The organism is Streptomyces sp. NPDC051677 (genome assembly GCF_044453465.1).
Classification (GTDB): Bacteria; Actinomycetota; Actinomycetes; order Streptomycetales; family Streptomycetaceae; genus Streptomyces.
This window is the reverse complement of sequence record NZ_JBITCT010000018.1, coordinates 71,508-92,032: the sequence shown is the minus strand read 5'-3', so window position 1 is coordinate 92,032 and position 20,525 is coordinate 71,508. Positions and strand designations below refer to the sequence as shown.

Sequence of the window (20,525 nt, the reverse complement as noted above, 5' to 3'; positions counted from 1 at the left end):
ACAGCTTCAGGGCCGCCGGGGGGTCGATTCAATCGGACGGGGCCTGGGGCATGGGCCCCCCGGCTTAGTGGGTGGTCGGCAACCCGGGGGGGGCGGCACCCGGATTCCGGGTGCCGCCCCCCTCGTGGTTGCGCTCAACAATGGCCTCAGGCGCCGGCCGGGCTGATTCGGCCGGCCCTAGCCGAGTGCCTTGCCCGGGAGTTCGACCTTCGCGCCCAGTTCCACGAGCTTCTCCATGAAGTTCTCGTAGCCGCGGTTGATGAGGTCGATGCCGTGGACGCGGGAGGTGCCCTGGGCCGCGAGGGCGGCGATCAGGTACGAGAAGCCGCCGCGCAGGTCGGGGATGACCAGGTCGGCGCCCTGAAGCTTGGTCGGGCCCGAGACGACCGCAGAGTGCAGGAAGTTGCGCTGCCCGAAGCGGCAGTCGGAGCCGCCGAGGCACTCCCGGTACAGCTGGATGTGCGCCCCCATCTGGTTGAGCGCCGAGGTGAAGCCCAGCCGGGACTCGTAGACCGTCTCGTGGACGATCGACAGGCCCGTGGCCTGCGTCAGGGCGACGACCAGCGGCTGCTGCCAGTCGGTCTGGAAGCCGGGGTGGACGTCCGTCTCCAGCGCGATGGACTTCAGCTGGCCGCCCGGGTGCCAGAACCGGATGCCCTCGTCGTCGATCTCGAAGGCGCCGCCCACCTTGCGGTAGGTGTTCAGGAACGTCATCATCGAGCGCTGCTGGGCGCCGCGGACGTAGATGTTGCCCTCGGTCGCCAGCGCCGCGCTCGCCCAGGAGGCGGCCTCCAGGCGGTCCGAGAGGGCCGCGTGGTTGTAGCCGCCGAGCTTGTCCACACCGGTGATGCGGATGGTGCGGTCGGTGTCCATCGCGATGATGGCGCCCATCTTCTGCAGCACGCAGATGAGGTCCTCGATCTCCGGCTCCACGGCCGCGTTCGAGAGCTCGGTGACGCCCTCCGCCAGGACGGCCGTCAGCAGCACCTGCTCGGTCGCGCCGACGGACGGGTACGGCAGCCGGATCTTCGTGCCGCGCAGCCGCTGCGGGGCCTCCAGGTACTGTCCGTCCGCCCGCTTCTCGATCTTCGCGCCGAACTGCCGCAGCACGTCGAAGTGGAAGTCGATCGGCCGGCCGCCGATGTCGCAGCCGCCGAGGCCCGGGATGAACGCGTGCCCGAGGCGGTGCAGCAGCGGGCCGCAGAACAGGATCGGGATCCGGCTGGAGCCCGCGTGGGCGTCGATGTCGGCGACGTTGGCGCTCTCGACATAGGTCGGGTCGAGCACCAGCTCGCCCGGCTCCTCGCCCGGACGGACCGTCACCCCGTGCAGTTGCAGCAGGCCGCGTACGACCCGCACGTCACGGATGTCCGGAACGTTGCGCAGCCGACTCGGCTCACTGCCCAGCAGGGCGGCGACCATGGCCTTGGGTACGAGGTTCTTCGCACCGCGGACACGGATCTCGCCCTCGAGCGGGGTTCCGCCGTGGACAAGCAGTACGTCGTCAGAGCCGTTGACGGTCATGTATCTCGCGTTCCATGGATGGAGGATTGGGGGCAAGGGCCTTGGTTCGGCCCGGGATCGGGGGCAGGGCCAGATGAGACAGAGTAATCGCCGTCGCCCCCTGTCCCGTAAGCCCAAGGACCGCCCAGGAACGTCATAGCCGTGTCACAACACGAACGGTTCCCCGCCGGGCACAAGGGGTCACCGTCGTCCCCGTGGGGCCGCACCTCCTGATTCCGCTGCTCCCGCTCCCGTACCCCGCATTGCCTCCCCACTTCTCGGGAAGATGCGGGATCATGTCTGGCATGACCGAGGTGTCCTCGCTCACAGGGCGGCTGCTCGTGGCAACGCCCGCCCTGGCGGACCCGAACTTCGACCGTGCGGTGGTGCTCCTTCTCGACCACGACGAGGAGGGCTCCCTCGGTGTCGTCCTCAACCGGCCCACGCCGGTGGGGGTGAGCGACATCCTGGAGGGCTGGGCGGACCTCACGGGCGAACCCGGCGTCGTCTTCCAGGGCGGCCCGGTGTCCCTCGACTCCGCCCTCGGGGTCGCCGTCATCCCGGGCGGCACGGCCGTCGACGGCGCCCCGCTGGGCTGGCGCCGGGTGCACGGCGCGATCGGCCTCGTCGATCTGGAGGCCCCGCCGGAACTCCTCGCCTCGGCCCTCGGCTCCCTGCGGATCTTCGCCGGGTACGCCGGCTGGGGCCCCGGCCAGCTGGAGGACGAGCTGGTGGAGGGCGCCTGGTACGTCGTGGAGTCCGAGCCCGGCGACGTCTCCTCGCCCTCCCCGGAGAGACTCTGGCGCGAGGTGCTGCGCCGCCAGCGCAGTGAGCTGGCGATGGTGGCGACGTACCCGGACGACCCTTCGCTCAACTGACGGCTGTGAGCTTCAGTACCCTTGGTCGTCATGAGCACTCTTGAGCCTGAGACCCAGCCCCAGCGAGGCACTGGGACGGGGACCCTCGTAGAGCCGACGCCGCAGGTGTCGCACGGTGACGGGGACCACGAGCGCTTCGCCCACTACGTCCAGAAGGACAAGATCATGGCGAGCGCCCTCGACGGGACGCCCGTCGTGGCCCTCTGCGGCAAGGTCTGGGTGCCTGGCCGCGACCCCAAGAAGTACCCGGTGTGCCCGATGTGCAAGGAGATCTTCGAGTCCATGGGCATGGGCGGCGACGACAAGGGCAAGGGCGGCGACAAGAAGTAGCCTGCCGGTCCTCCGAGGCCCCCGGAGCGCGTTCTGACGCGCTTCGGGGGCCTTTGCGTGTTTCTGTCGTTGCACGGGGTGCGTCAGGTGGTCACAGAGTGGTTGAGACCTCTTGTCGTCGTGTTCATGCAGTCCCTAGCCTCCAGTGTGTTGTGCAGAGCAAAACAGCCATTGCGCATGTTGCAACGCAACGCTCGGAGGATCGCTCCATGAAGCTCCCCACGCTCCCCTCACTCCCCACCAGAATCGCCGTGCTCGCGGCCGCCGCCCTGGTCGTCACCGCCTGCGCCCCCCAGACGTCCGACAACTCCTCGTCCGACACCGACGCCAAGACGGGCACCCTGCGCGTCTGGCTCTTCCAGGAGGTCGGCAACAAGCCGAAGGAACAGGTCGTCGACTCCGTCGTCGCCGCCTTCGAGAAGGCCCACAAGGGCACGAAGGTCGCCGTCGAGTACATCCCCGTCGACACCCGCGCCCAGCGCGTCAAGGCAGCCTTCAACGACCCGAAGTCCGCCCCCGACGTGATGGAGTACGGCAACACCGACACGGCCGGTTACGTCCACGACGGCGGACTCCTCGACGTCACCCAGGACTTCGGCGAGTGGAGCGAGACCAAGGACACCGACCCCACCGCCAAACAGTCCGTCACCGTCGACGGCAAGCTCTACGGCGCGCCGTTCTACGTCGGCGTCCGCGCCCTCTACTACCGCACGGACGTCTTCAAGGAACTCGGCCTCGCCGTCCCCAGGTCCATGGAGGAGCTGGCGACCACCGCGCGCAGGATCCGCGCCGCGAAACCCGACCTGTACGGGCTGGTCGTCGGCGGCGCCTACACCTACGGAGCGATGCCCTTCGTCTGGGCGGCCGGCGGCGAACTCGCCGACGGCAAGAACGGCTCGTACGCCTCCGCCGTCGACAGCGCGGCCGCCCGCAAGGGCATCACCGCGTACACCTCGCTCTTCTCCGACGACAACTGTCCCGCCGCCAAGTGCGCGGGCATGGGCGGCAACGACACCGTCACCGCGTTCGCCGCCGGCAAGGCGGGCATGGCGATCGGCGGCGACTTCAGCCACACGGCGGTCGAGGCGGGCAAGGTCAAGGGCGATTACGCGGTCGTCCCGCTGCCGGGCGTCACGTCCGGCTCGATCGCCCCGGCCTTCGCGGGCGGCAACAACATCGGCGTCCTGAAGAGCACCTCGCACCGCACTCTCGCCGTCCAGCTGATGGAGGCCCTCGCCTCCAAGAAGACGCAGGGCTCGCTGTTCGACGCGATGGGCTTCCTGCCCACCTTCACCGACGTCCGGGACCAGGTCGCGGCCAAGGAGCCCTTCGTGAAGCCGTTCGTGCGGACGCTGGCCGCCGGGACGAAGTTCGTGCCCGCCTCGCCCGCGTGGTCGCAGATCGACTCGTCCCTCGTCCTGCCGACCATGTTCCAGGAGGTCATCAGCGGCAAGAAGGACGTCGCGGCGGCCTCTGCCGAGGCGGCCAAGAAGATGGACGCGGCGTTCGGCTCCGCCGGGTGATGCCGGGCACGCCCGGCGGGCGGAGCCGGCAGGCCCCCTGGCTCTACCTCGCTCCTGCGCTTGTCGTCCTCGGCGGGCTGTTGGCGTATCCCGTCTACCAGCTCGGGTTGATCTCGCTGTTCCGGTACACCCAGGCGCAGGTCAGCGGTGGTCAGCCCACCGTCTTCCGGGGGTTCGGGAACTACGCCGACGTGTTCTCGGACGACCAGTTCTGGCAGGTGCTGCTGGCGACGGTCGTCTTCGCGGCGGCCTGTGTGCTCTCCACGCTCGCCGTCGGCTGCGCGCTCGCCGTGCTGCTCACGCGCGTGCGTGCCATGCCCCGGCTCGCGCTGACGCTGGCCGCGCTGGGCGCCTGGGCGACCCCGGCGGTCACCGGCTCCACGGTCTGGCTGCTGCTGTTCGACCCCGACTTCGGCCCGGTCGACCGGGTGCTCGGTCTCGGCGACCACTCGTGGACGTACGGCCGCTACAGCGCCTTTCTTCTCGTCCTCCTCGAAGTGGTGTGGTGCTCGTTCCCGTTCGTGATGGTCACCGTCTACGCCGGGATCCGCGCCGTGCCGACGGAGGTCCTGGAGGCGGCCGCGCTCGACGGCGCCTCGCAGTGGCGGATCTGGCGCTCGGTGCTCGCCCCGATGCTGCGGCCGATCCTCGTGGTCGTCACCATCCAGTCGGTCATCTGGGACTTCAAGGTCTTCACCCAGATCTACGTGATGACGAACGGCGGAGGCATCGCCGGTCAGAACCTCGTCCTGAACGTCTACGCCTATCAACAGGCCTTCGCGTCCTCGCAGTACGGCCTCGGGTCGGCGATCGGCGTCGTGATGCTGCTGATCCTGCTCGCCGTCACGCTGGTGTACCTGCGGCTGCTGCGCAGACAGGGGGAGGAACTGTGAGGGAGCGATCGTGCGGGGAGCAGCTGTGAATCCGCTGCGGGGCCTGGTGGCCCGTCCGTGGCGGCTGGCCGCCGAGGCGAGTGCGCTGCTGATCGCGGCCGTCGTCGCCTTCCCGCTGTACTGGATGGTGCTGAGCGCCTTCAAACCGGCCGGGGAGATCGAGTCGAGCGAGCCGCGGCCGTGGACGCTCGCGCCCTCTCTGGATTCCTTCCGGCGGGTGTTCGGACAGCAGGAATTCGGCCGTTACTTCCTCAACAGCGTGGTCGTGGCGGGCTCGGTGGTGATCGCCTCCGGAGTGATCGCGTTTCTCGCCGCGACCGCCGTGACCCGATTCCGGTTCCGCTTCCGGACCACCTTGCTGATCATGTTCCTGGTGGCTCAGATGGTGCCTGTGGAGGCCCTGACGATCCCGTTGTTCTTCCTCATGCGGGACTTCGGTCAGTTGAACACCCTGGGGTCGCTGATCCTGCCCCACATCGCCTTCTCGCTGCCGTTCGCGATCTGGATGCTGAGGGGGTTCGTGAAAGCGGTTCCGGAGGCGTTGGAGGAGGCCGCGTACCTCGACGGGGCGAGCCGTGCGCGCTTTCTGTGGCAGATCCTTTTCCCGCTCGTCCTGCCGGGGCTGGTGGCCACGAGCGTGTTTTCCTTCATCTCCGCCTGGAACGACTTCCTGTTCGCCAAGTCGTTCATCATCAGCGACACATCGCAGTCGACGCTGCCGATGGCCCTGCTGGTCTTCTACAAGCCGGACGACCCCGACTGGGGCGGTGTCATGGCGGGTTCCACGGTGATGACGATTCCGGTGCTGGTGTTCTTCGTACTCGTACAGCGACGGCTGGTCTCGGGGCTGGGCGGAGCGGTAAAGGACTGACCATGACATCACTGATTCCGGCGCCCCGCCGGGTCCTCGCCGGCTCCGAGAAGGTGCGGCTGACGGCGCACTCGCGGATCTGCGCCGATACCGCGACCGAGGGCGTCGGCCACTGGCTGCGCACCGTCCTGAGGCAGGCCACCGGCCTGCCGCTGCACGAGGGGCGGAAGCTCGACGACACCGACGTCGATGGCATCGGACTCCGACTGGACCCCGGGCTCGGCCCCGAGGAGTACCGCCTCGTCAGCGACAGGACCGGCGTCCGCATCGAGGGCGGCAGCGCGGCCGGCGTCTTCTGGGGCGCCCAGACTCTGCGGCAGCTGATCGGCGCCGACGCGTACCGCAGGGCGCCGCTCGGCCGCGACCGCGTCTGGACCGTGCCGCACGTCACGATCGAGGACGCCCCCCGATTCCGCTGGCGCGGCCTCATGCTCGACGTCGCCCGGCACTTCATGCCCAAGGAAGGCGTTCTGCGCTACCTGGACCTGATGGCGGCGCACAAACTCAACGTCTTCCACTTTCATCTGACGGACGATCAGGGCTGGCGCGTCGAGATCAAGAGGCACCCCCGGCTGACCGAGGTCGGTTCCTGGCGGGCCCGCACGAAATTCGGCCATCGCGCCTCACCCCTGTGGGACGAGAAGCCGCACGGCGGCTTCTACACGCAGGACGACATCCGGGAGATCGTCGGGTACGCCGCCGAGCGGCATATCGCCGTCGTCCCCGAAATCGACGTACCCGGACACTCACAGGCCGCCATCGCCGCGTATCCGGAACTCGGCAACACCGACGCCACGACTGCATCCATCGAGGGGGGCACCGCCCTCTCCGTCTGGGACACCTGGGGGATCAACCCGAACGTACTCGCCCCCACTGACAACACCCTGCGCTTCTACGAGGGCGTCTTCGAGGAAGTCCTCGATCTCTTCCCCTCGGAGTTCGTGCACATCGGGGGTGACGAATGCCTCAAGGACCAGTGGCGGCAGTCGCCCACCGCACAGGCCCGCATCGAGGAACTCGGACTCGCGGACGAGGACGAACTGCAGTCCTGGTTCATCGGCCACTTCGACAAGTGGCTCTCCGCGCGCGGGCGTCGGCTCATCGGCTGGGACGAGATCCTGGAGGGCGGGCTCGCGGCGGGCGCGGCCGTGTCGTCCTGGCGCGGGTACGCGGGCGGGATCGCCGCCGCGCGCGCGGGGCACGACGTCGTCATGTGCCCCGAGCAGCAGGTGTACCTGGACCACCGGCAGGACGGCGGCCCGGACGAGCCCGTGCCGATCGGCTATGTGCGCACCCTGGAGGACGTCTATCGGTTCGAACCCGTGCCCGCGGAGTTGACGCCCCGGGAGGCGGCGCACGTGCTCGGCACACAGGCCAACCTGTGGACGGAGGTCATGGAGGACCACGCGCGCGTGGACTACCAGGCCTTCCCCCGTCTCGCGGCGTTCGCCGAGGTCGCCTGGAGCGCCCTGCCCGCCCCGGCGGAACGGGACTTCGCCGACTTCGAGCGGCGGATGCAGGCCCACTACGGGCGACTCGACGCCCTGGGGGTCGGCTACCGCCCGCCGTCCGGGCCCCGGCCGTGGCAGCGGCGGCCCGGCGTCCTCGGCCGCCCGATCGACGGACCGCCCCCGAACCGCTGAGCCCCGAACCCGATGACTGGCGAACCTGCGAGCCCCGAACAGGCGATCCCGCGCGTCACGAAAAAACCCCGGCAGGGTCACCGAAGAGTGGCAATTCGCACGCACCGGTGATCCCGTATGAAAACGGACCATCTCCGCGGTGAGGTGGGCGAATGCCTCCTAGCGGACCCCCGCGTTCGGGTGTTGCGAAGATGTGCCAGAGTTGCCACGTCCGCCCTGTCAGCACGTACCGTACGGCAACACAGGTGGGACCAGGTGGGGCAGCGGGAAGGGGCAGCCGGTTTTGAGCACGCACGCACCGCAGGCGGCGCAGGCCGTCACGCTGCCCACAACGCTGGACGAGGCCGTGGCGGCGCTGGCGGCCATGCCCGCGGCCGTGCCGGTGGCCGGCGGCACCGACCTGATGGCCGCCGTCAACTCCGGACAGCTGCGGCCCGCCGGGCTCGTCGGCCTCGGCCGGATCAGCGAGATCCGCGGCTGGCAGTACCAGGACGGCCACGCGCTGCTCGGCGCCGGACTCACGCACGCGCGCATGGGCCGCCCCGACTTCGCCGCACTCATCCCGGCGCTCGCCGCCGCCGCGCGCGCCGCGGGCCCGCCGCAGATCCGCAACGCGGGAACCCTGGGCGGCAACATCGCCTCGGCCGCGTCCACGGGCGACGCGCTGCCCGTGCTGGCCGCCCTGGAAGCGACCCTGATCATCGCGGGCCCGGGCGGAGCCCGCCGGGAGATCCCGGTGTCGCACCTGCTGGCCGGCATGGAGATGCTGCGCGGCGGCGAACTCATCGGGTACGTGCGCGTGCCGCTGCTGCACGCCCCCCAGGTCTTCCTGAAGGCCACCGGCCGCACCGGCCCGGGCCGCGCGGTCGCGTCCGTGGCGCTGGTCCTCGACCCCGCCAGGCGTGGCGTCAGGTGCGCCGTGGGCGCCATAGCGCCGATGCCGCTGCGGCCCCTGGAGGCCGAGCAGTGGGTCGCCCGGCTCATCGACTGGGACAACAGCCGCACGATCGTCCCCGAGGCCCTGAACGCCTTCGGGGAGTACGTCGCCGCCGCCTGCATCCCCGACCCGGTGCCCGGCGTGGACGGCTCCGTACCGGAACTTCCGCCCGCAGTACTGCACCTGCGGCGCACCGTCGCCGCGCTGGCCCGACGAGCACTGGGGAGGGCGCTGTCGTGACCGACGACCAGCACGGACACGGACAGGGACACGGACAGGGCCACGGCCGAGGACAGGGCCATGACCAAGGGCACGGACAGGAGACCGGGCAGGGCCAGGGCGCGCCGCAGGGCGGCGGCCGCTGGGACCCGCTGCCCCAGGGGGACTACGACGACGGCGCGACCGCCTTCGTGAAGCTCCCCGAGGGCGGCATCGACGCCCTCCTGGCCGGCCGCGGCAACAGCCCGCTCGCGGCGCCGGGCCACGGCTACGTGCCGCCGCAGATAGCGGTGGCGCCGGAGCCGGACGGCACCGCCTGGGCGGCCCCCGCCGGCGGCGCCGACTGGGCCGCCCCCCAGGGCACCCCGCAGACGGTCGGCGACGACCGGTTCTCGTACCGGCCGGGCGCGACCGGCCAGTGGGCCTTCGAGGACGCCTCGGCAGGCGGCCAGGGCGCACCGCAGTCCCCGTCCGCCCCCGGCCACGACGTCACGGGCCAGTGGTCGATCCCCGTCGCGGGCGGCGAACTGCCCGACGAGTCGGGCGAGTTCACCGCGTCGGCCCTGGTCGAGCAGTGGGGCGGCACGCCCCCGGCCACCCTGCCCGGCGGCGCGCCCGCGCCCTGGGCGACGGGCCCCGCCGACCCGAGGGACACGACCGGCACGGCGGGCGCCGCGGGCCAGGCCTGGGCGCAGCCCACGGACGAGGCCGACCCGGCCGTACGGCAGGCGGCGACGGAGGCGCCCGCCTTCGGGCACGCGCCGGAGCACGCGCCCTCGCACCACCAGCCGGCCGGCCACGAGCAGCCGCACGACGAGCCTTTGCACGGCGACCCTTCGCACGGTGAGCACCAGCACGAACACGGGCACACCGGGCAGCACGCCCACCCGGGCGGCGCGTTCGCCCCGGAGGTCTCCGCCGAGGCGTACACGGTGCCCCCGAACGGCCCCCTGGAGGCCGCTCCGCAGGCCGATGAGGCCGAGGGGGCCGCCGAGGACCCGGAGCACGCCCGTCAGGCCGCCCACGAGCCCGCGGAGGCCCGCGAGGACGCCCCCGCCCCCGCCCCCGCCGACGACACCCCCTCGGACCCCGGGGCGGAGACGGAACCGGCGGCGGAGACCGAGGAGGGGGACGCGGCCCCCGACGCAGCCTCCCCGCAGGCCGCCCAGGCCGCCCAGGCCGCCCAGGCCGCCCAGGCCGCCCAGGCCGCAGAGGCGTCGGAGGCGTCGGAGGACGCCCCGCCGCCGTTCCACGAGGAACACCCCCTCGCCGCCTACGTGCTGCGCGTCAACGGCTCCGAGCGCCCCGTCACCGACGCCTGGATCGGCGAGTCGCTGCTCTATGTGCTGCGTGAGCGCCTCGGCCTCGCGGGCGCCAAGGACGGCTGCTCGCAGGGCGAGTGCGGGGCCTGCAACGTGCAGGTGGACGGGCGGCTCGTCGCCTCCTGCCTGGTCCCGGCCGTGACCGCCGCAGGCAGCGAGGTCCGCACCGTCGAGGGCCTGGCCGAGGACGGACAGCCCTCGGACGTGCAGCGTGCGCTCGCCAAGTGCGGGGCCGTGCAGTGCGGCTTCTGCGTGCCCGGCATGGCGATGACCGTGCACGACCTGCTGGAGGGCAACCCGGCGCCGTCGGACCTGGAGGCCCGCCAGGCCCTGTGCGGCAACCTGTGCCGCTGCTCCGGCTACCGGGGCGTCCTGCAGGCCGTCCAGGACGTCGTCGCCGAACGCGAGGCGCACGCCGCCGCCGAGGCCGAGACGGACGGCGACGAGGCCCGTATCCCCCACCAGGCGGGCCCCGGCGCGGGCGGCGTCCACGCGTCGGCGTTCGAGAACCCGGCACAGCCCCACCCGCACGACCCGGCGTACGGACAGGGCCAGGACGGAGGCCAGGCGTGAGCAACGAAGCAGCCACCGCGACGACCGCCGTGGAGGCAGCCCCGGCCCCCGAGCCGCTCCCGCACGGCCTCGGGGCGTCCCTGCAGCCCGCTGACGCGCGCGCGAAGACCGAGGGCACCTTCCCGTACGCGGCCGACCTGTGGGCCGAGGGCCTGCTGTGGGCGGCCGTGCTGCGCTCCCCGCACCCGCACGCGCGCATCGTGTCCATCGACACCTCCCACGCGCGTGAGATGCCCGGCGTACGCGCCGTCGTCACCCACGAGGACGTGCCGGGCAGCCCGGTGCACGGCCGCGGCAGGCCCGACCGTCCCGTGTTCGCCTCCGAGGTCGTGCGCCACCACGGCGAGCCCATCGCGGCCGTCGCCGCCGACCACCCGGACACCGCGCGGATGGCCGCCGCCGCCGTCATCGTCGAGTACGAGGTGCTCGACCCGGTGACCGACCCGGAGCTGGCCTTCGAGGCGGAGCCCCTGCACCCCGACGGCAACCTGATCCGGCACATCCCGCTGCACCACGGCGACCCGGGCGCGGCCGGCGAGATCGTCGTCGAGGGCCAGTACCGCATCGGCCGCGCCGACCCCGCCCCGATCGGCGCCGAGGCCGGCCTCGCCGTGCCCCGTCCCGACGGCGGCGTGGAGCTCTACCTGGCCTCCACCGACCCGCACAACGACCGGGACACGGCCGCCGCCTGCTACGGCCTCGAACCCGAACGGGTGAAGATCGTCGTCACCGGGGTGCCCGGCGCGACGGCCGACCGCGAGGACCAGGGCTTCCAGCTCCCCCTCGGCCTGCTGGCCCTGAAGACCGGCTGCCCGGTGAAGCTGACGGCCACCCGCGAGGAGTCCTTCCTCGGCCACGTCCACCGCCACCCGACGCTGCTGCGCTACCGCCACCACGCCGACGCCGAGGGCCGGCTGGTCAAGGTCGAGGCGCAGATCCTGCTGGACGCGGGCGCGTACGCCGACACCTCCGCCGAGGCCCTGGCCGCCGCCGTCTCCTTCGCCTGCGGCCCCTACGTCGTCCCGAACGCCTTCATCGAGGGCTGGGCGGTCCGCACGAACAACCCGCCGTCGGGCCATGTGCGCGGCGAGGGCGCGATGCAGGTGTGCGCCGCCTACGAGGCGCAGATGGACAAGCTGGCGAAGAAGCTCGGCGTCGACCCGGCGGAGCTGCGGCTGCGCAACGTCATGGCGACCGGGGACGTCCTGCCGACCGGCCAGACGGTGACCTGCCCGGCCCCCGTCGCCGAACTCCTCCAAGCCGTCCAGGAGTTCCCTCTCCCGGAGCTCCCCAAGGACACGCCCGAGGAGGAGTGGCTGCTGCCCGGCGGCCCCGAGGGCGCGGGCGAACCGGGCGCGGTGCGCCGGGGCGTGGGCTACGGCCTGGGCATGGTGCACATGCTGGGCGCGGAGGGCGCCGACGAGGTCTCCACGGCGACCGTGAAGGTCCAGGACGGCGTCGCGACGGTCCTGTGCGCGGCGGTGGAGACCGGCCAGGGCTTCACCACGCTGGCCCGTCAGATCGTCCAGGAGACGCTCGGCATCGACGAGGTGCACGTGGCCCCCGTGGACACCGACCAGCCCCCCGCGGGCGCGGGCTGCCGGGGCCGCCACACCTGGGTGTCCGGCGGCGCGGTGGAACGCGCGGCGAAGATGGTCCGCACCCAGCTCCTGCAGCCCCTGGCGCACAAGTTCGGCATGTCCACGGAGCTTCTGCAGATCACCGACGGCAAGATCACCTCGTACGACGGCGTCCTGTCGACGACCGTCACGGAGGAGCTGCACGGCAAGGAGCTGTGGGCGACGGCCCAGTGCCGTCCGCACCCGACCGAACCGCTGGACGCGGCGGGCCAGGGCGACGCCTTCGTCGGCCTCGCCTTCTGCGCGATCCGCGCGGTCGTGGACGTCGACATCGAACTCGGCTCGGTCCGGGTCGTGGAACTCGCCATCGCCCAGGACGTCGGCCGGATCCTGAACCCGGCGCAGCTCGCCGCCCGCATCGAGGCGGGCGTGACACAGGGCGTCGGCATCGCGCTCACCGAGAACCTCCGCACCCCGCGCGGCCTGATCCGCCACCCCGACCTCACCGGCTACGCCCTGCCCACGGCCCTGGACGCCCCGGACATCCGGATCGTCAAACTGGTCGAGGAGCGCGACGTGGTCGCCCCCTTCGGGGCGAAGGCGGCCAGCGCGGTCCCGGTGGTGACCTCGCCCGCGGCGATCGCCTCCGCAGTCCGCGCGGCCACCGGCCGCCCGGTCAACCGGCTGCCGATAAGGCCCCAGGCGGCGGTGGTGACGGACCGATGAGCGAGCCCGAGCCGGAGCCCCGGCAGTACGAGCCCCCGCCGAGCGTGGGCAAGCTGCTCGGCTGGATCCTGCTGTTCGTGCTGGCAGCGGTGGTCGTGGTGCTCGGCGGCGTGTACCTCACGTAGGGGCGGACGGGCCCGGCGATCGGGGCGGGACGGGAACGCGCGAGGGTGCTCTGACGTCTGACAGTGCGGGCCGGTGGCCGGTGAGTTGGGTGCTGCCGCTGGTCAGGGCCGTTGTCAGTGGTGCCGCGTAGGCTGCGGAGCAGTGGGACGGCGCACGCAACTTTCCGCACGGGGGACCCGATGGGCACGACCAGGACCACCACCGCCACAACGACGATCACCTTCACCGAGGACCAGCTCGACCCGTACGTCACGCACGCACCGACGCGCCGCTGGCTCACCGGCCCCGGCCTGCCGGGCCGGCCGGGCGACGGCGGCCTGCTGACGTTCGAGGCGCTGCGCACGGACGGGCTGCGCACGGTCGCGGACTCCACGGACGACCCCGGCGGCCGCCTGGCGGCACAGCTGCGCGACCGGCTGGTGATAGGCGGAATCCTGGGAGCCGACGGCCGGGAGAGGGAGTCGGTCCTGCTCGACGGGATGACGGGCGAGATCTCCACCACGTACTTCCTGCACGACCGCCCCGACCTGATGGACACCCGCCCGCTCGCCCCCTCCCTGGAGAAGCTGGTGCGCTGCGCGACGGCGGTGGACGAACTGGCGGCCCTGCGCGGCCAGTTCGCCTCCTACGCGGGCCGGCTCGGCCCGAAGGCGGTGGCGGAGGCGTCCCGCCAGCTCCTCGCGGTGTTCGAGGCGGGCGCGCAGCGGACGGGCGGCACGGGCACGAGCGAGGAGCCGGGCCTCTTCTGGAAGCTGGCCGCGGTGATCCGCCCGCTGGCGCTGGTGGCCGGCCCGGGCACGAGGTCCGGCCTGGCCCTGGACCTGCCGGTCCGCCTGCTGGACGAGGAGTTCGGCTCCGGCGAGATCGTCCGCTTCGAGGACGTCGACTTCCCGAACGCGCTCACGCACGCCCCGACCCGCCGTTTCCTGCGCGAGGTGGGCCTGCCGGAGGAGGTCGTCTGGTTCTCGCTGGAGACGGACATGCCGCTGCAGACCCTCGCCGAGTACGGTGCGGAGGACGGCGGCGGCCGCACCGCGGACCAACTCCCGGCGAACGCCGACCGACTGATCCGCCTGGGCCATCTCCTGGAGGACACCAGCCTGGTCGTCGACGGCGTCACGGGCGCGGTGCTGAGCTGGAGCGAGCCGGACCTCGGCCTGCGCCCGCTCAACGCCGACATCTCCACCCTGGCGTTCACCCTCTGGCTGATACGGCGAGAGCGCGCCCTGGACGCGGTGCACGACCTGACCGAGGCCTACGACCAGCTGGCCGAGGCGATGTCACGCACCCTGGCCGCGGTCGACCCGATCGCCTGCGACCCGACCCCGGCTGCGGACCTCCCCACGGACGACGGCCGACGCTACTGGCCGGAGGTGTTCGAGGACGAGGCGGGCGGCGGGCTGTACGCCTGACACGCGTGGACTGGACCTGCTCCCGTCGCACACTCACGAAGGGGCGAATAGGCTATTCGGAGGGTTTTGACCTGGTTTGACCTGGTTCGATCCGAGGAGCAGCCCATGAGGAAGCACAGCAACGGCGTCTGGCGTGCGCGTGCGGCGGGTGTCGTCACCGCACTCGCCACGGCCGCCACGATGGCCTCCGTCGCCCCGGTTCAGGCTCAGTCCACCGCTCAACTGTCCGCGTGGGTCAGCGACGGCTGGGGCGGCGGAACCATCACCAGCCGGCCGGCCGGGATCAACTGCCACCAGTCGGCGTGGGACCCGTACGCGAGCAACGAACCGCAGCCGTACCCGACCGGCGCCTGTACCGCGACCTTCGAGGTCGGAACGACGGTCACTTTCACCGCCACACCCGACTCGGGTTCTTATGTCAACGACGGCCCGACCCCGCATTCCATGACCATCCGCACCGGCTACAACGCCACGTGGGTGATGTTCTGCCCGTCCGGGGGCCTCTGCTCCGCGGGCTAGCACCGGCCCTGGCGACCCGTCACCACTGGCAGAAGGCGGGGCGGTCGAACCTGCGGCGGCATCCGCCCGGCTTGCAGCCAGGCCTCCGGAGGCGGCCCAAGTTGCCATTCCGTACTCGGTCACGAGTCGGGACGCCGCCCCGTTTCACGCATGGTCGACTCTCCTGCCGGTACGGCGTAGTTACGCGACGGCTGGGCGAGATGCGCACCAACCATCGTCGTACCGGCACTCCTCCTTGCCCGGTCTGACTACCCTGGTTCTGACGAAGCTGCGAGGAGGGGCCAAGGCTGTGATGTCTCAAGACGCTACTCCGGACCCGTACGCCGACCCGATGAAGTTCGGTCAGCGGGTGCAGATCCTCCGCGAGCGCCGCGGAATGACCCAGAGCCAGGCCGCCGACCTTCTCGGCATCTCGTCGCACACGTATCGCAAGATCGAGAACGGGCAGCAGAAGGCACCTGGCCTTGACATGGTGTTGCGTATCGCCGAAGTACTGCGGGTACGCGACCTGGCAGACCTGACGGGGCGTCCCGAAACGCACGTCGACCTGTTCGTCGGCCCTGGCCACCCTCGACTGGCCGCCGTCAAGGCCGCTATTGACAGCTTCCCGGTTACCTCTGGCGTCGAGCCGCCGCCCGTCGCTCATCTCGAAGCCCGGCTGCAGGCCGCGTGGAAGGCCCGGCACGCGTCCAAGAACCACCGCGAGGCGATCGGCAGACTCCTCCCCGACCTGATCCGCGACGCCCAGGCTCTGGTCAGGCAGGCCGACTCCGCCGCCGAACGGCGCGCGGCGCAAGGTCTCCTCGCGGAGGTGTACTCCCTGGCACAGTTCTTCATCGCCTATCAGCCCGACAGCTCCCTCCTGTGGCGCGTCGCCGAACGCGGCATGATCGCCGCCCAGGAGAGCGAGGACCCACACGCTGTGGGCGTCGCATCGTGGCTGCTGGCTCAGGCCCACCGGGACAGCGGTCCCCGGAACTACGATGCGGCCGACTCCGTCAACGCGGCGGCCGTACGGTTCCTCGAAGGCCTGCTGCCTGACGCCCCGGACAATGTGCTGGCCGTCGCCGGTGCTCTGGAATTCGAGCTCGGCTACACGGCAGCCCGTCGAAGGCAGACAGGCACTGCCTGGCAGCACTGGGACAAAGCCAACGACATCGCGGCACGCCTGCCGGCCGACTACTACCACCCGGTCACCAGCTTCAGCCGAGCCGTGATGGGAGCGCACGCGGTGACTGTCGCCGTCGAGCTCCACCACGGCGGCGAATCCGTGCGGCAGGCGGCGAAGGCGGAATGCGGCGTCATCAAGTCCCGCCCCCGACGGGCACGCCATCGGATCGAGGAGGCCCGCGGCTACCAGCTGGACAACCAGCCGGACGTCGCCGTCGCATCGCTGGAGAAGGCGTACGAGGCTGCTCCGGAGACGATCCGCTACAACGGCTACGCCAAGGCGATTCTCCTGGAGCAGGTCGAGTCGACACGGTCCCCTCGGCGGCGCCGTGCTGCCGAACTGGCGCAGAAGATCGGCATTCTCGCCGCCTGACCGACCTGACAGTAGCGACCGGATTACGGTCGGCGATGTCGTGCAGGCGCTTCTACGGTCGAGGTTCAGGACCCCGGCGACCGCTCGCAACGGTCCCGGGGCACGGCCAACGCTGCTGAGGAGCCGCCGACATGACGAACGGTACCGCCCGTCCCCTGCAACACCGTCGGGGCGACGGAATGACCATCCGCGTCTACACCGTGGACCGCCACGGCCGGGTCACCGACGACCGTGGCACGCGTACACAGCCACGGCAGGCGGGGCCACTCCCACCGGTCCGGGACAACGGGTTCCCTTCGTGTGCCTGCCCGAAGTGCTGTGGGGTGGCGACCTCGTGAATACCGCGAGCTCCGAGACGGACGCTTCGCCCATTGCCGCCGCTTCGATGCGCGCGGCAGCCACGTGGTTCCTCGCTCAGACGGTGCTCCCGAGCCACCAGACGGTGAAGCTGTTCGCCCAGGACTTCACCACGTTCCTGGACCATCTCATCCCACAGACTGAGCAGTTGGCCGCGGGACGTGCCGGGGACGACGCACAGGCGATGGTCGCGCGGGCGGGACTCGCAGAGGCTCGCAGACGGCTTGGTATCGCAGAGCGGCCAGGGCTGAACGGTGAGGTGGAACGCGTGAAGCGACTCGCGCGATCCGTCCTCGCACTCCGCGATCACTACGACACACTGACCGGTGTCCGAATGTGCGTGGCTTGCGACCAGGCGATCGAGGACGGCGAGGAGGCTGTTCCGTACGAGCGGGCAAGTGCGACCGGCGGCACAGGGTGGGCCCACGGCCACTGTGCCAACTCCATGAGTCGCAGCCCTCACTGACTGCGGTCCTTTCATCAGCGCCGAAGAGGACACCGATGTTCTGGCGCTTCCGTCCCGGCCGCCCATCCGTCAGTGGTCGGCCGGTACACGGGCTTTGGAGGCCATGGCGGGAATCCAACCCAGCCTCGGGTGCCTGCTCGCCGGTTCGCTGGGGCGTATTGAGGTGCCGTTAACGAGCGGCGAACCAGGTGACAAGTAACCTGCGAGTAGCTTTCAGGTCGGAGATGGGCCCCCTCGCCGGAACATAGCGCGGTTTCCTGATCCATCCAGCGGGTTCGTCGGCGATCCGTCGTCGGTGGTGGCTGTGTCGGGCTGTTGCCTCGTGACGTCTACGCCAGCGGGGGCCAGCCGAGATGCGGCCGAAGGGGATAGCGGCGCGATCCAGGACCGTGGCGGGCAAGAGCGTTTGGACAATCCTCTGCTTCGACGAGGACCACAGGCTGGCGAGGCGGGATCGGGATCAGGACCCGCTACTCATCCCGAGGTCGTTAGAGTTGGCGCATGCCAAACGCTGCCATAACCACCCTGATCGCCCTAACAGCCGCGGGCTGCGCAGTGTTGGCAACACTCTTGATCCTCCGTTGGCGTCGATTCGACGCCAACACGGCACCCACGGGGGAGGCCCTTCAACCGAAGGTGCCATGGGACGTGACCGGCATGGCGTCGACGGAGTCGAGACCATCGCCCGTGCCTGTTGTTGACCGCCAGGTCTTGGTCATGCCGGGAACCAGTGACGATGAAGTGTACGCGTTCGGCACGCGCGAGAATCTGGACGCGTTCGGCACGACGGTGATCGAGACGCCAATGCAGCTCGGATCATGGGCCACTCGGGCCAAGGCTGCCGTGGATGGCGTGCAGACGTACCAGCAGATGGTCGGACGCATCATGCTCGTCGACCCGGAGATGGCGGCCGCTGTTCGCGCGGGCAGCGCGGCGAAGGACAAGGCGGGAGAGGTCCTCGCCCTCGTTCGAGACGGCAAGGGCAAGTTCGAGCATGTTGGGCGCATCAAGGAGATAAGTGGGCTCGCCGCAGCAGTGTCGATGACGAACGCTCTCACCGCGATGGCGCTCCAGGCCCAGTTCGATCGAATCGAGAAGCAGCTCACGACCATTTCCGAACAGGTGGGAAGCGTCCAGCGACAGCAGCTCCGCGAATGGCACTCGGAGGTTCGCGCCACGCAGGACCAACTTGCGGAGGTCTACCGAACCGCAGGGAGCGCCGGGATCCTCTCGGAGGAAAACTGGCGACAGATCGTGTCGAGCGGAATTCTGCTCCGGAAGCACCTGTACGCCGACATCGACAGACTTTGCGAGGCGATCACGACACTTGAGGACGTAGCACGCGATCGAACTCTGCGGGGCCGTGAACGGAGATTGACCGACTCGGTTGAGTTCCTTCTTGCTTCGGGTGCAGCACTTGAGAACTCATCGCGGTCCTGGGTCCAGTTCTCCAGGCTGCGGCTGTGGCGGATGACCGTTGTCGACGATCCCACGCTGGAGTCTTACCGCGAGGAGTTGGCGGCGTACGTCGTCCAGCAGGCTACGATCCTCGACCCGCTGATCGCGCGGGCTGATGCCGCCATAAGCCAAGTCGCGGACTTCCGATGGTGGCATTTCGCGCGGAATCCGATCGCCGGTCGGCGACTGCCGGCCAAGGTCGAGGCTTCGTTGGTCGCGGTGAGAAGCGTCGACTGGACACCACTTCGCCTGGAACAGGCACACCGGAGTCGCGAAACTCCGCAGCGCCCCCTCGACGCCTCAGCCAGCGAGGTCCGATAGCACAGCTGAGCAAGCCCAGCGGCCAGCCAACTCTTGATGAGATCGAAGATCGCTTCGTCGAGCTTGTCGTGGGTCGGCTGTCCCGAGATGAGGCCGACCGCTGGGCGGCGAGGTGGGTGATGGAGGACGGGATCGTCTGGGACGACCTCTCCTGGTGGGCGCTGAACCGCCTTTACGGAATCGATCTCCCCGCGGGTGAGAGCGGCGGTTACCTGCACGACGACGAACAGGTACGGGCATGGCTCGCTGAGCTGAGGAAACGCCGTGCGATGTGAAGCGCCCGCAGCACCGTCCCAAAGTCCCCCTCGCTGCCACGATGTGCGCATGGCCGAACGGGTGCGGGTGCGGGAGATCGAGTGACGACGAGGGCCGAAGACTGCTGCGGATCATCCGCCGGGGCCGGGGTCGGTGGTGACCTGGCGGCGAGCCCAGATGGTGCTGCTGTCCGCGCAGGGCATGCCCGTGGCGAAGATCGCCGAGGTGACATTCACCAGCGCGGACCGGGTCCGGGACGTGATCCACAACCCAACGCCGACGGCTTCGACTCGCTCGACCCGAAATCCAAGGGCGACCGGCCCAGAACCTTCACCCTTCCGGAACGCCGGGAGATCAAGAAGATCGCCAAGTCCAAGCCGGTCGAGCACTGCCTGCCGTTCTCGACCTGGAGCCTGGCCAAGCTGGCCGACTTCCTGGTCGCCGAGGGGTGGTCGACGACACCAGCCACGAGGGCCTGCGGGCTCTGCTCCGCGAGGAGGGCGTCTCCTTTCAACGTGACCGGCCGACGGCAGTCCGGCAGGCGGGGGAAACTGATTCACGTGCTCGGAGCAACACATCCGGGTGCCTGGCGATGGGCACCAGCGTCCTACTGAGACACAGACTCGGATCGCACCAAGTTTCCCCGACGTCTGCCGGACGGCCACGCACCCATTTTCACGCCCACGGGGTGGAGCCGTCAGGCCCCCGGATTACTGAGACGGAAGACCAGAAGGGCGGCACCCGGTCGAGGTGCCGCCCTTTTGTTCTGTCTGGTCAGGCCAGTCAGAGGCCGTGGCGGGAATTGAACCCACGTACCTCGCTTTGCAGGCGAGTCCCTAAGCCACTCGGGCACACGGCCGTTCGCCGAGTTCTTCTTCCGTTCCTGGCCGTGATGGGAACGGCCAGGTCGGGAGTGGGGGGTTGGGCCCCGTTCCGAACTCGGTGTGTAGACCGTACGGGCCGGGTGGGAAGGGGCTCAAGGGGATCGGTGGGGCTGCAATGGGACCGCCATACGCCGTTCATGAAACGGGAGGGGCGGGACGGGGGGCGTACGACCAACGTCCCAGGGC

The 20,525-nt window shown here is 70.5% G+C and carries 17 protein-coding genes, 1 tRNA gene and 1 pseudogene; 17 read left to right on the top strand and 2 right to left on the bottom strand.

Annotation, left to right across the window (positions count from 1 at the left end):
* Positions 1 to 177 precede the first annotated feature (177 nt).
* A complete protein-coding gene (murA, locus tag ACIBAF_RS22500) occupies positions 178 to 1,524 on the bottom strand; it encodes a UDP-N-acetylglucosamine 1-carboxyvinyltransferase (protein WP_079661923.1) in 1,347 nt (448 codons plus the stop codon).
* A gap of 284 nt (positions 1,525 to 1,808) precedes the next feature.
* On the opposite strand from murA, the gene ACIBAF_RS22495 reads away from it, so the two are divergent.
* From ACIBAF_RS22495 to ACIBAF_RS22415, 17 genes and pseudogenes are all read left to right on the top strand, one after another.
* Positions 1,809 to 2,381 (top strand): YqgE/AlgH family protein, encoded by a 573-nt coding sequence (locus ACIBAF_RS22495; protein ID WP_399465100.1) that lies wholly within the window; start codon positions 1,809 to 1,811, stop codon positions 2,379 to 2,381.
* 30 nt (positions 2,382 to 2,411) lie between these two features.
* The gene (locus ACIBAF_RS22490) at positions 2,412 to 2,711 is read left to right on the top strand and encodes a DUF3039 domain-containing protein (protein ID WP_180291590.1); all 300 of its coding nucleotides are present in this window, start codon (positions 2,412 to 2,414) and stop codon (positions 2,709 to 2,711) included.
* Positions 2,712 to 2,920: 209 nt separating this feature from the next.
* Entirely contained in the window at positions 2,921 to 4,234 is a 1,314-nt protein-coding gene (locus tag ACIBAF_RS22485) for an extracellular solute-binding protein (protein ID WP_399465098.1), read from the top strand.
* Positions 4,234 to 5,127, top strand: a complete 894-nt coding sequence (locus tag ACIBAF_RS22480; RefSeq protein WP_399465096.1) for a carbohydrate ABC transporter permease — start codon at positions 4,234 to 4,236, stop codon at positions 5,125 to 5,127. The genes ACIBAF_RS22485 and ACIBAF_RS22480 overlap by 1 nt, the downstream gene beginning before the upstream one ends.
* A gap of 25 nt (positions 5,128 to 5,152) precedes the next feature.
* The gene (locus ACIBAF_RS22475; RefSeq protein WP_399465219.1) at positions 5,153 to 5,998 is read left to right on the top strand and encodes a carbohydrate ABC transporter permease; all 846 of its coding nucleotides are present in this window, start codon (positions 5,153 to 5,155) and stop codon (positions 5,996 to 5,998) included.
* Between the two features lie 2 nt (positions 5,999 to 6,000).
* Entirely contained in the window at positions 6,001 to 7,641 is a 1,641-nt protein-coding gene (locus ACIBAF_RS22470; protein ID WP_399465094.1) for a beta-N-acetylhexosaminidase, read from the top strand.
* A gap of 283 nt (positions 7,642 to 7,924) precedes the next feature.
* On the top strand, positions 7,925 to 8,818 hold the full coding sequence (locus ACIBAF_RS22465; RefSeq protein ID WP_399465092.1) for an FAD binding domain-containing protein: 894 nt from the start codon (positions 7,925 to 7,927) through the stop codon (positions 8,816 to 8,818).
* A complete protein-coding gene (locus ACIBAF_RS22460) occupies positions 8,815 to 10,692 on the top strand; it encodes a 2Fe-2S iron-sulfur cluster-binding protein (RefSeq protein ID WP_399465090.1) in 1,878 nt (625 codons plus the stop codon). The genes ACIBAF_RS22465 and ACIBAF_RS22460 overlap by 4 nt, the downstream gene beginning before the upstream one ends.
* Positions 10,689 to 12,998, top strand: a complete 2,310-nt coding sequence (locus ACIBAF_RS22455; RefSeq protein WP_399465088.1) for a xanthine dehydrogenase family protein molybdopterin-binding subunit — start codon at positions 10,689 to 10,691, stop codon at positions 12,996 to 12,998. Before ACIBAF_RS22460 ends, ACIBAF_RS22455 begins: the two co-directional genes overlap by 4 nt.
* Complete coding sequence (locus ACIBAF_RS22450; protein WP_269460184.1) at positions 12,995 to 13,123, top strand: hypothetical protein; 129 nt, start codon at positions 12,995 to 12,997, stop codon at positions 13,121 to 13,123. Before ACIBAF_RS22455 ends, ACIBAF_RS22450 begins: the two co-directional genes overlap by 4 nt.
* A gap of 180 nt (positions 13,124 to 13,303) precedes the next feature.
* Positions 13,304 to 14,536, top strand: a complete 1,233-nt coding sequence (locus ACIBAF_RS22445; protein ID WP_399465086.1) for an SUKH-4 family immunity protein — start codon at positions 13,304 to 13,306, stop codon at positions 14,534 to 14,536.
* 105 nt (positions 14,537 to 14,641) lie between these two features.
* Positions 14,642 to 15,055, top strand: a complete 414-nt coding sequence (locus ACIBAF_RS22440) for a hypothetical protein (RefSeq protein ID WP_399465084.1) — start codon at positions 14,642 to 14,644, stop codon at positions 15,053 to 15,055.
* A 292-nt stretch (positions 15,056 to 15,347) separates the two neighbouring features.
* A complete protein-coding gene (locus tag ACIBAF_RS22435) occupies positions 15,348 to 16,598 on the top strand; it encodes a helix-turn-helix domain-containing protein (RefSeq protein ID WP_399465082.1) in 1,251 nt (416 codons plus the stop codon).
* Between the two features lie 334 nt (positions 16,599 to 16,932).
* Complete coding sequence (locus ACIBAF_RS22430; RefSeq protein WP_399465080.1) at positions 16,933 to 17,421, top strand: DUF6415 family natural product biosynthesis protein; 489 nt, start codon at positions 16,933 to 16,935, stop codon at positions 17,419 to 17,421.
* Between the two features lie 501 nt (positions 17,422 to 17,922).
* Positions 17,923 to 19,200, top strand: a complete 1,278-nt coding sequence (locus ACIBAF_RS22425) for a hypothetical protein (RefSeq protein WP_399465078.1) — start codon at positions 17,923 to 17,925, stop codon at positions 19,198 to 19,200.
* 119 nt (positions 19,201 to 19,319) lie between these two features.
* Complete coding sequence (locus ACIBAF_RS22420) at positions 19,320 to 19,475, top strand: hypothetical protein (protein ID WP_399465076.1); 156 nt, start codon at positions 19,320 to 19,322, stop codon at positions 19,473 to 19,475.
* Positions 19,476 to 19,524: 49 nt separating this feature from the next.
* Positions 19,525 to 19,972 (top strand): annotated as a pseudogene (locus tag ACIBAF_RS22415) (transposase); the annotation flags it as partial.
* 270 nt (positions 19,973 to 20,242) lie between these two features.
* Here the strand turns inward: ACIBAF_RS22415 and ACIBAF_RS22410 are convergent.
* A tRNA-Cys gene (locus ACIBAF_RS22410) sits at positions 20,243 to 20,314 on the bottom strand.
* Between the last annotated feature and the right edge of the window lie 211 nt (positions 20,315 to 20,525).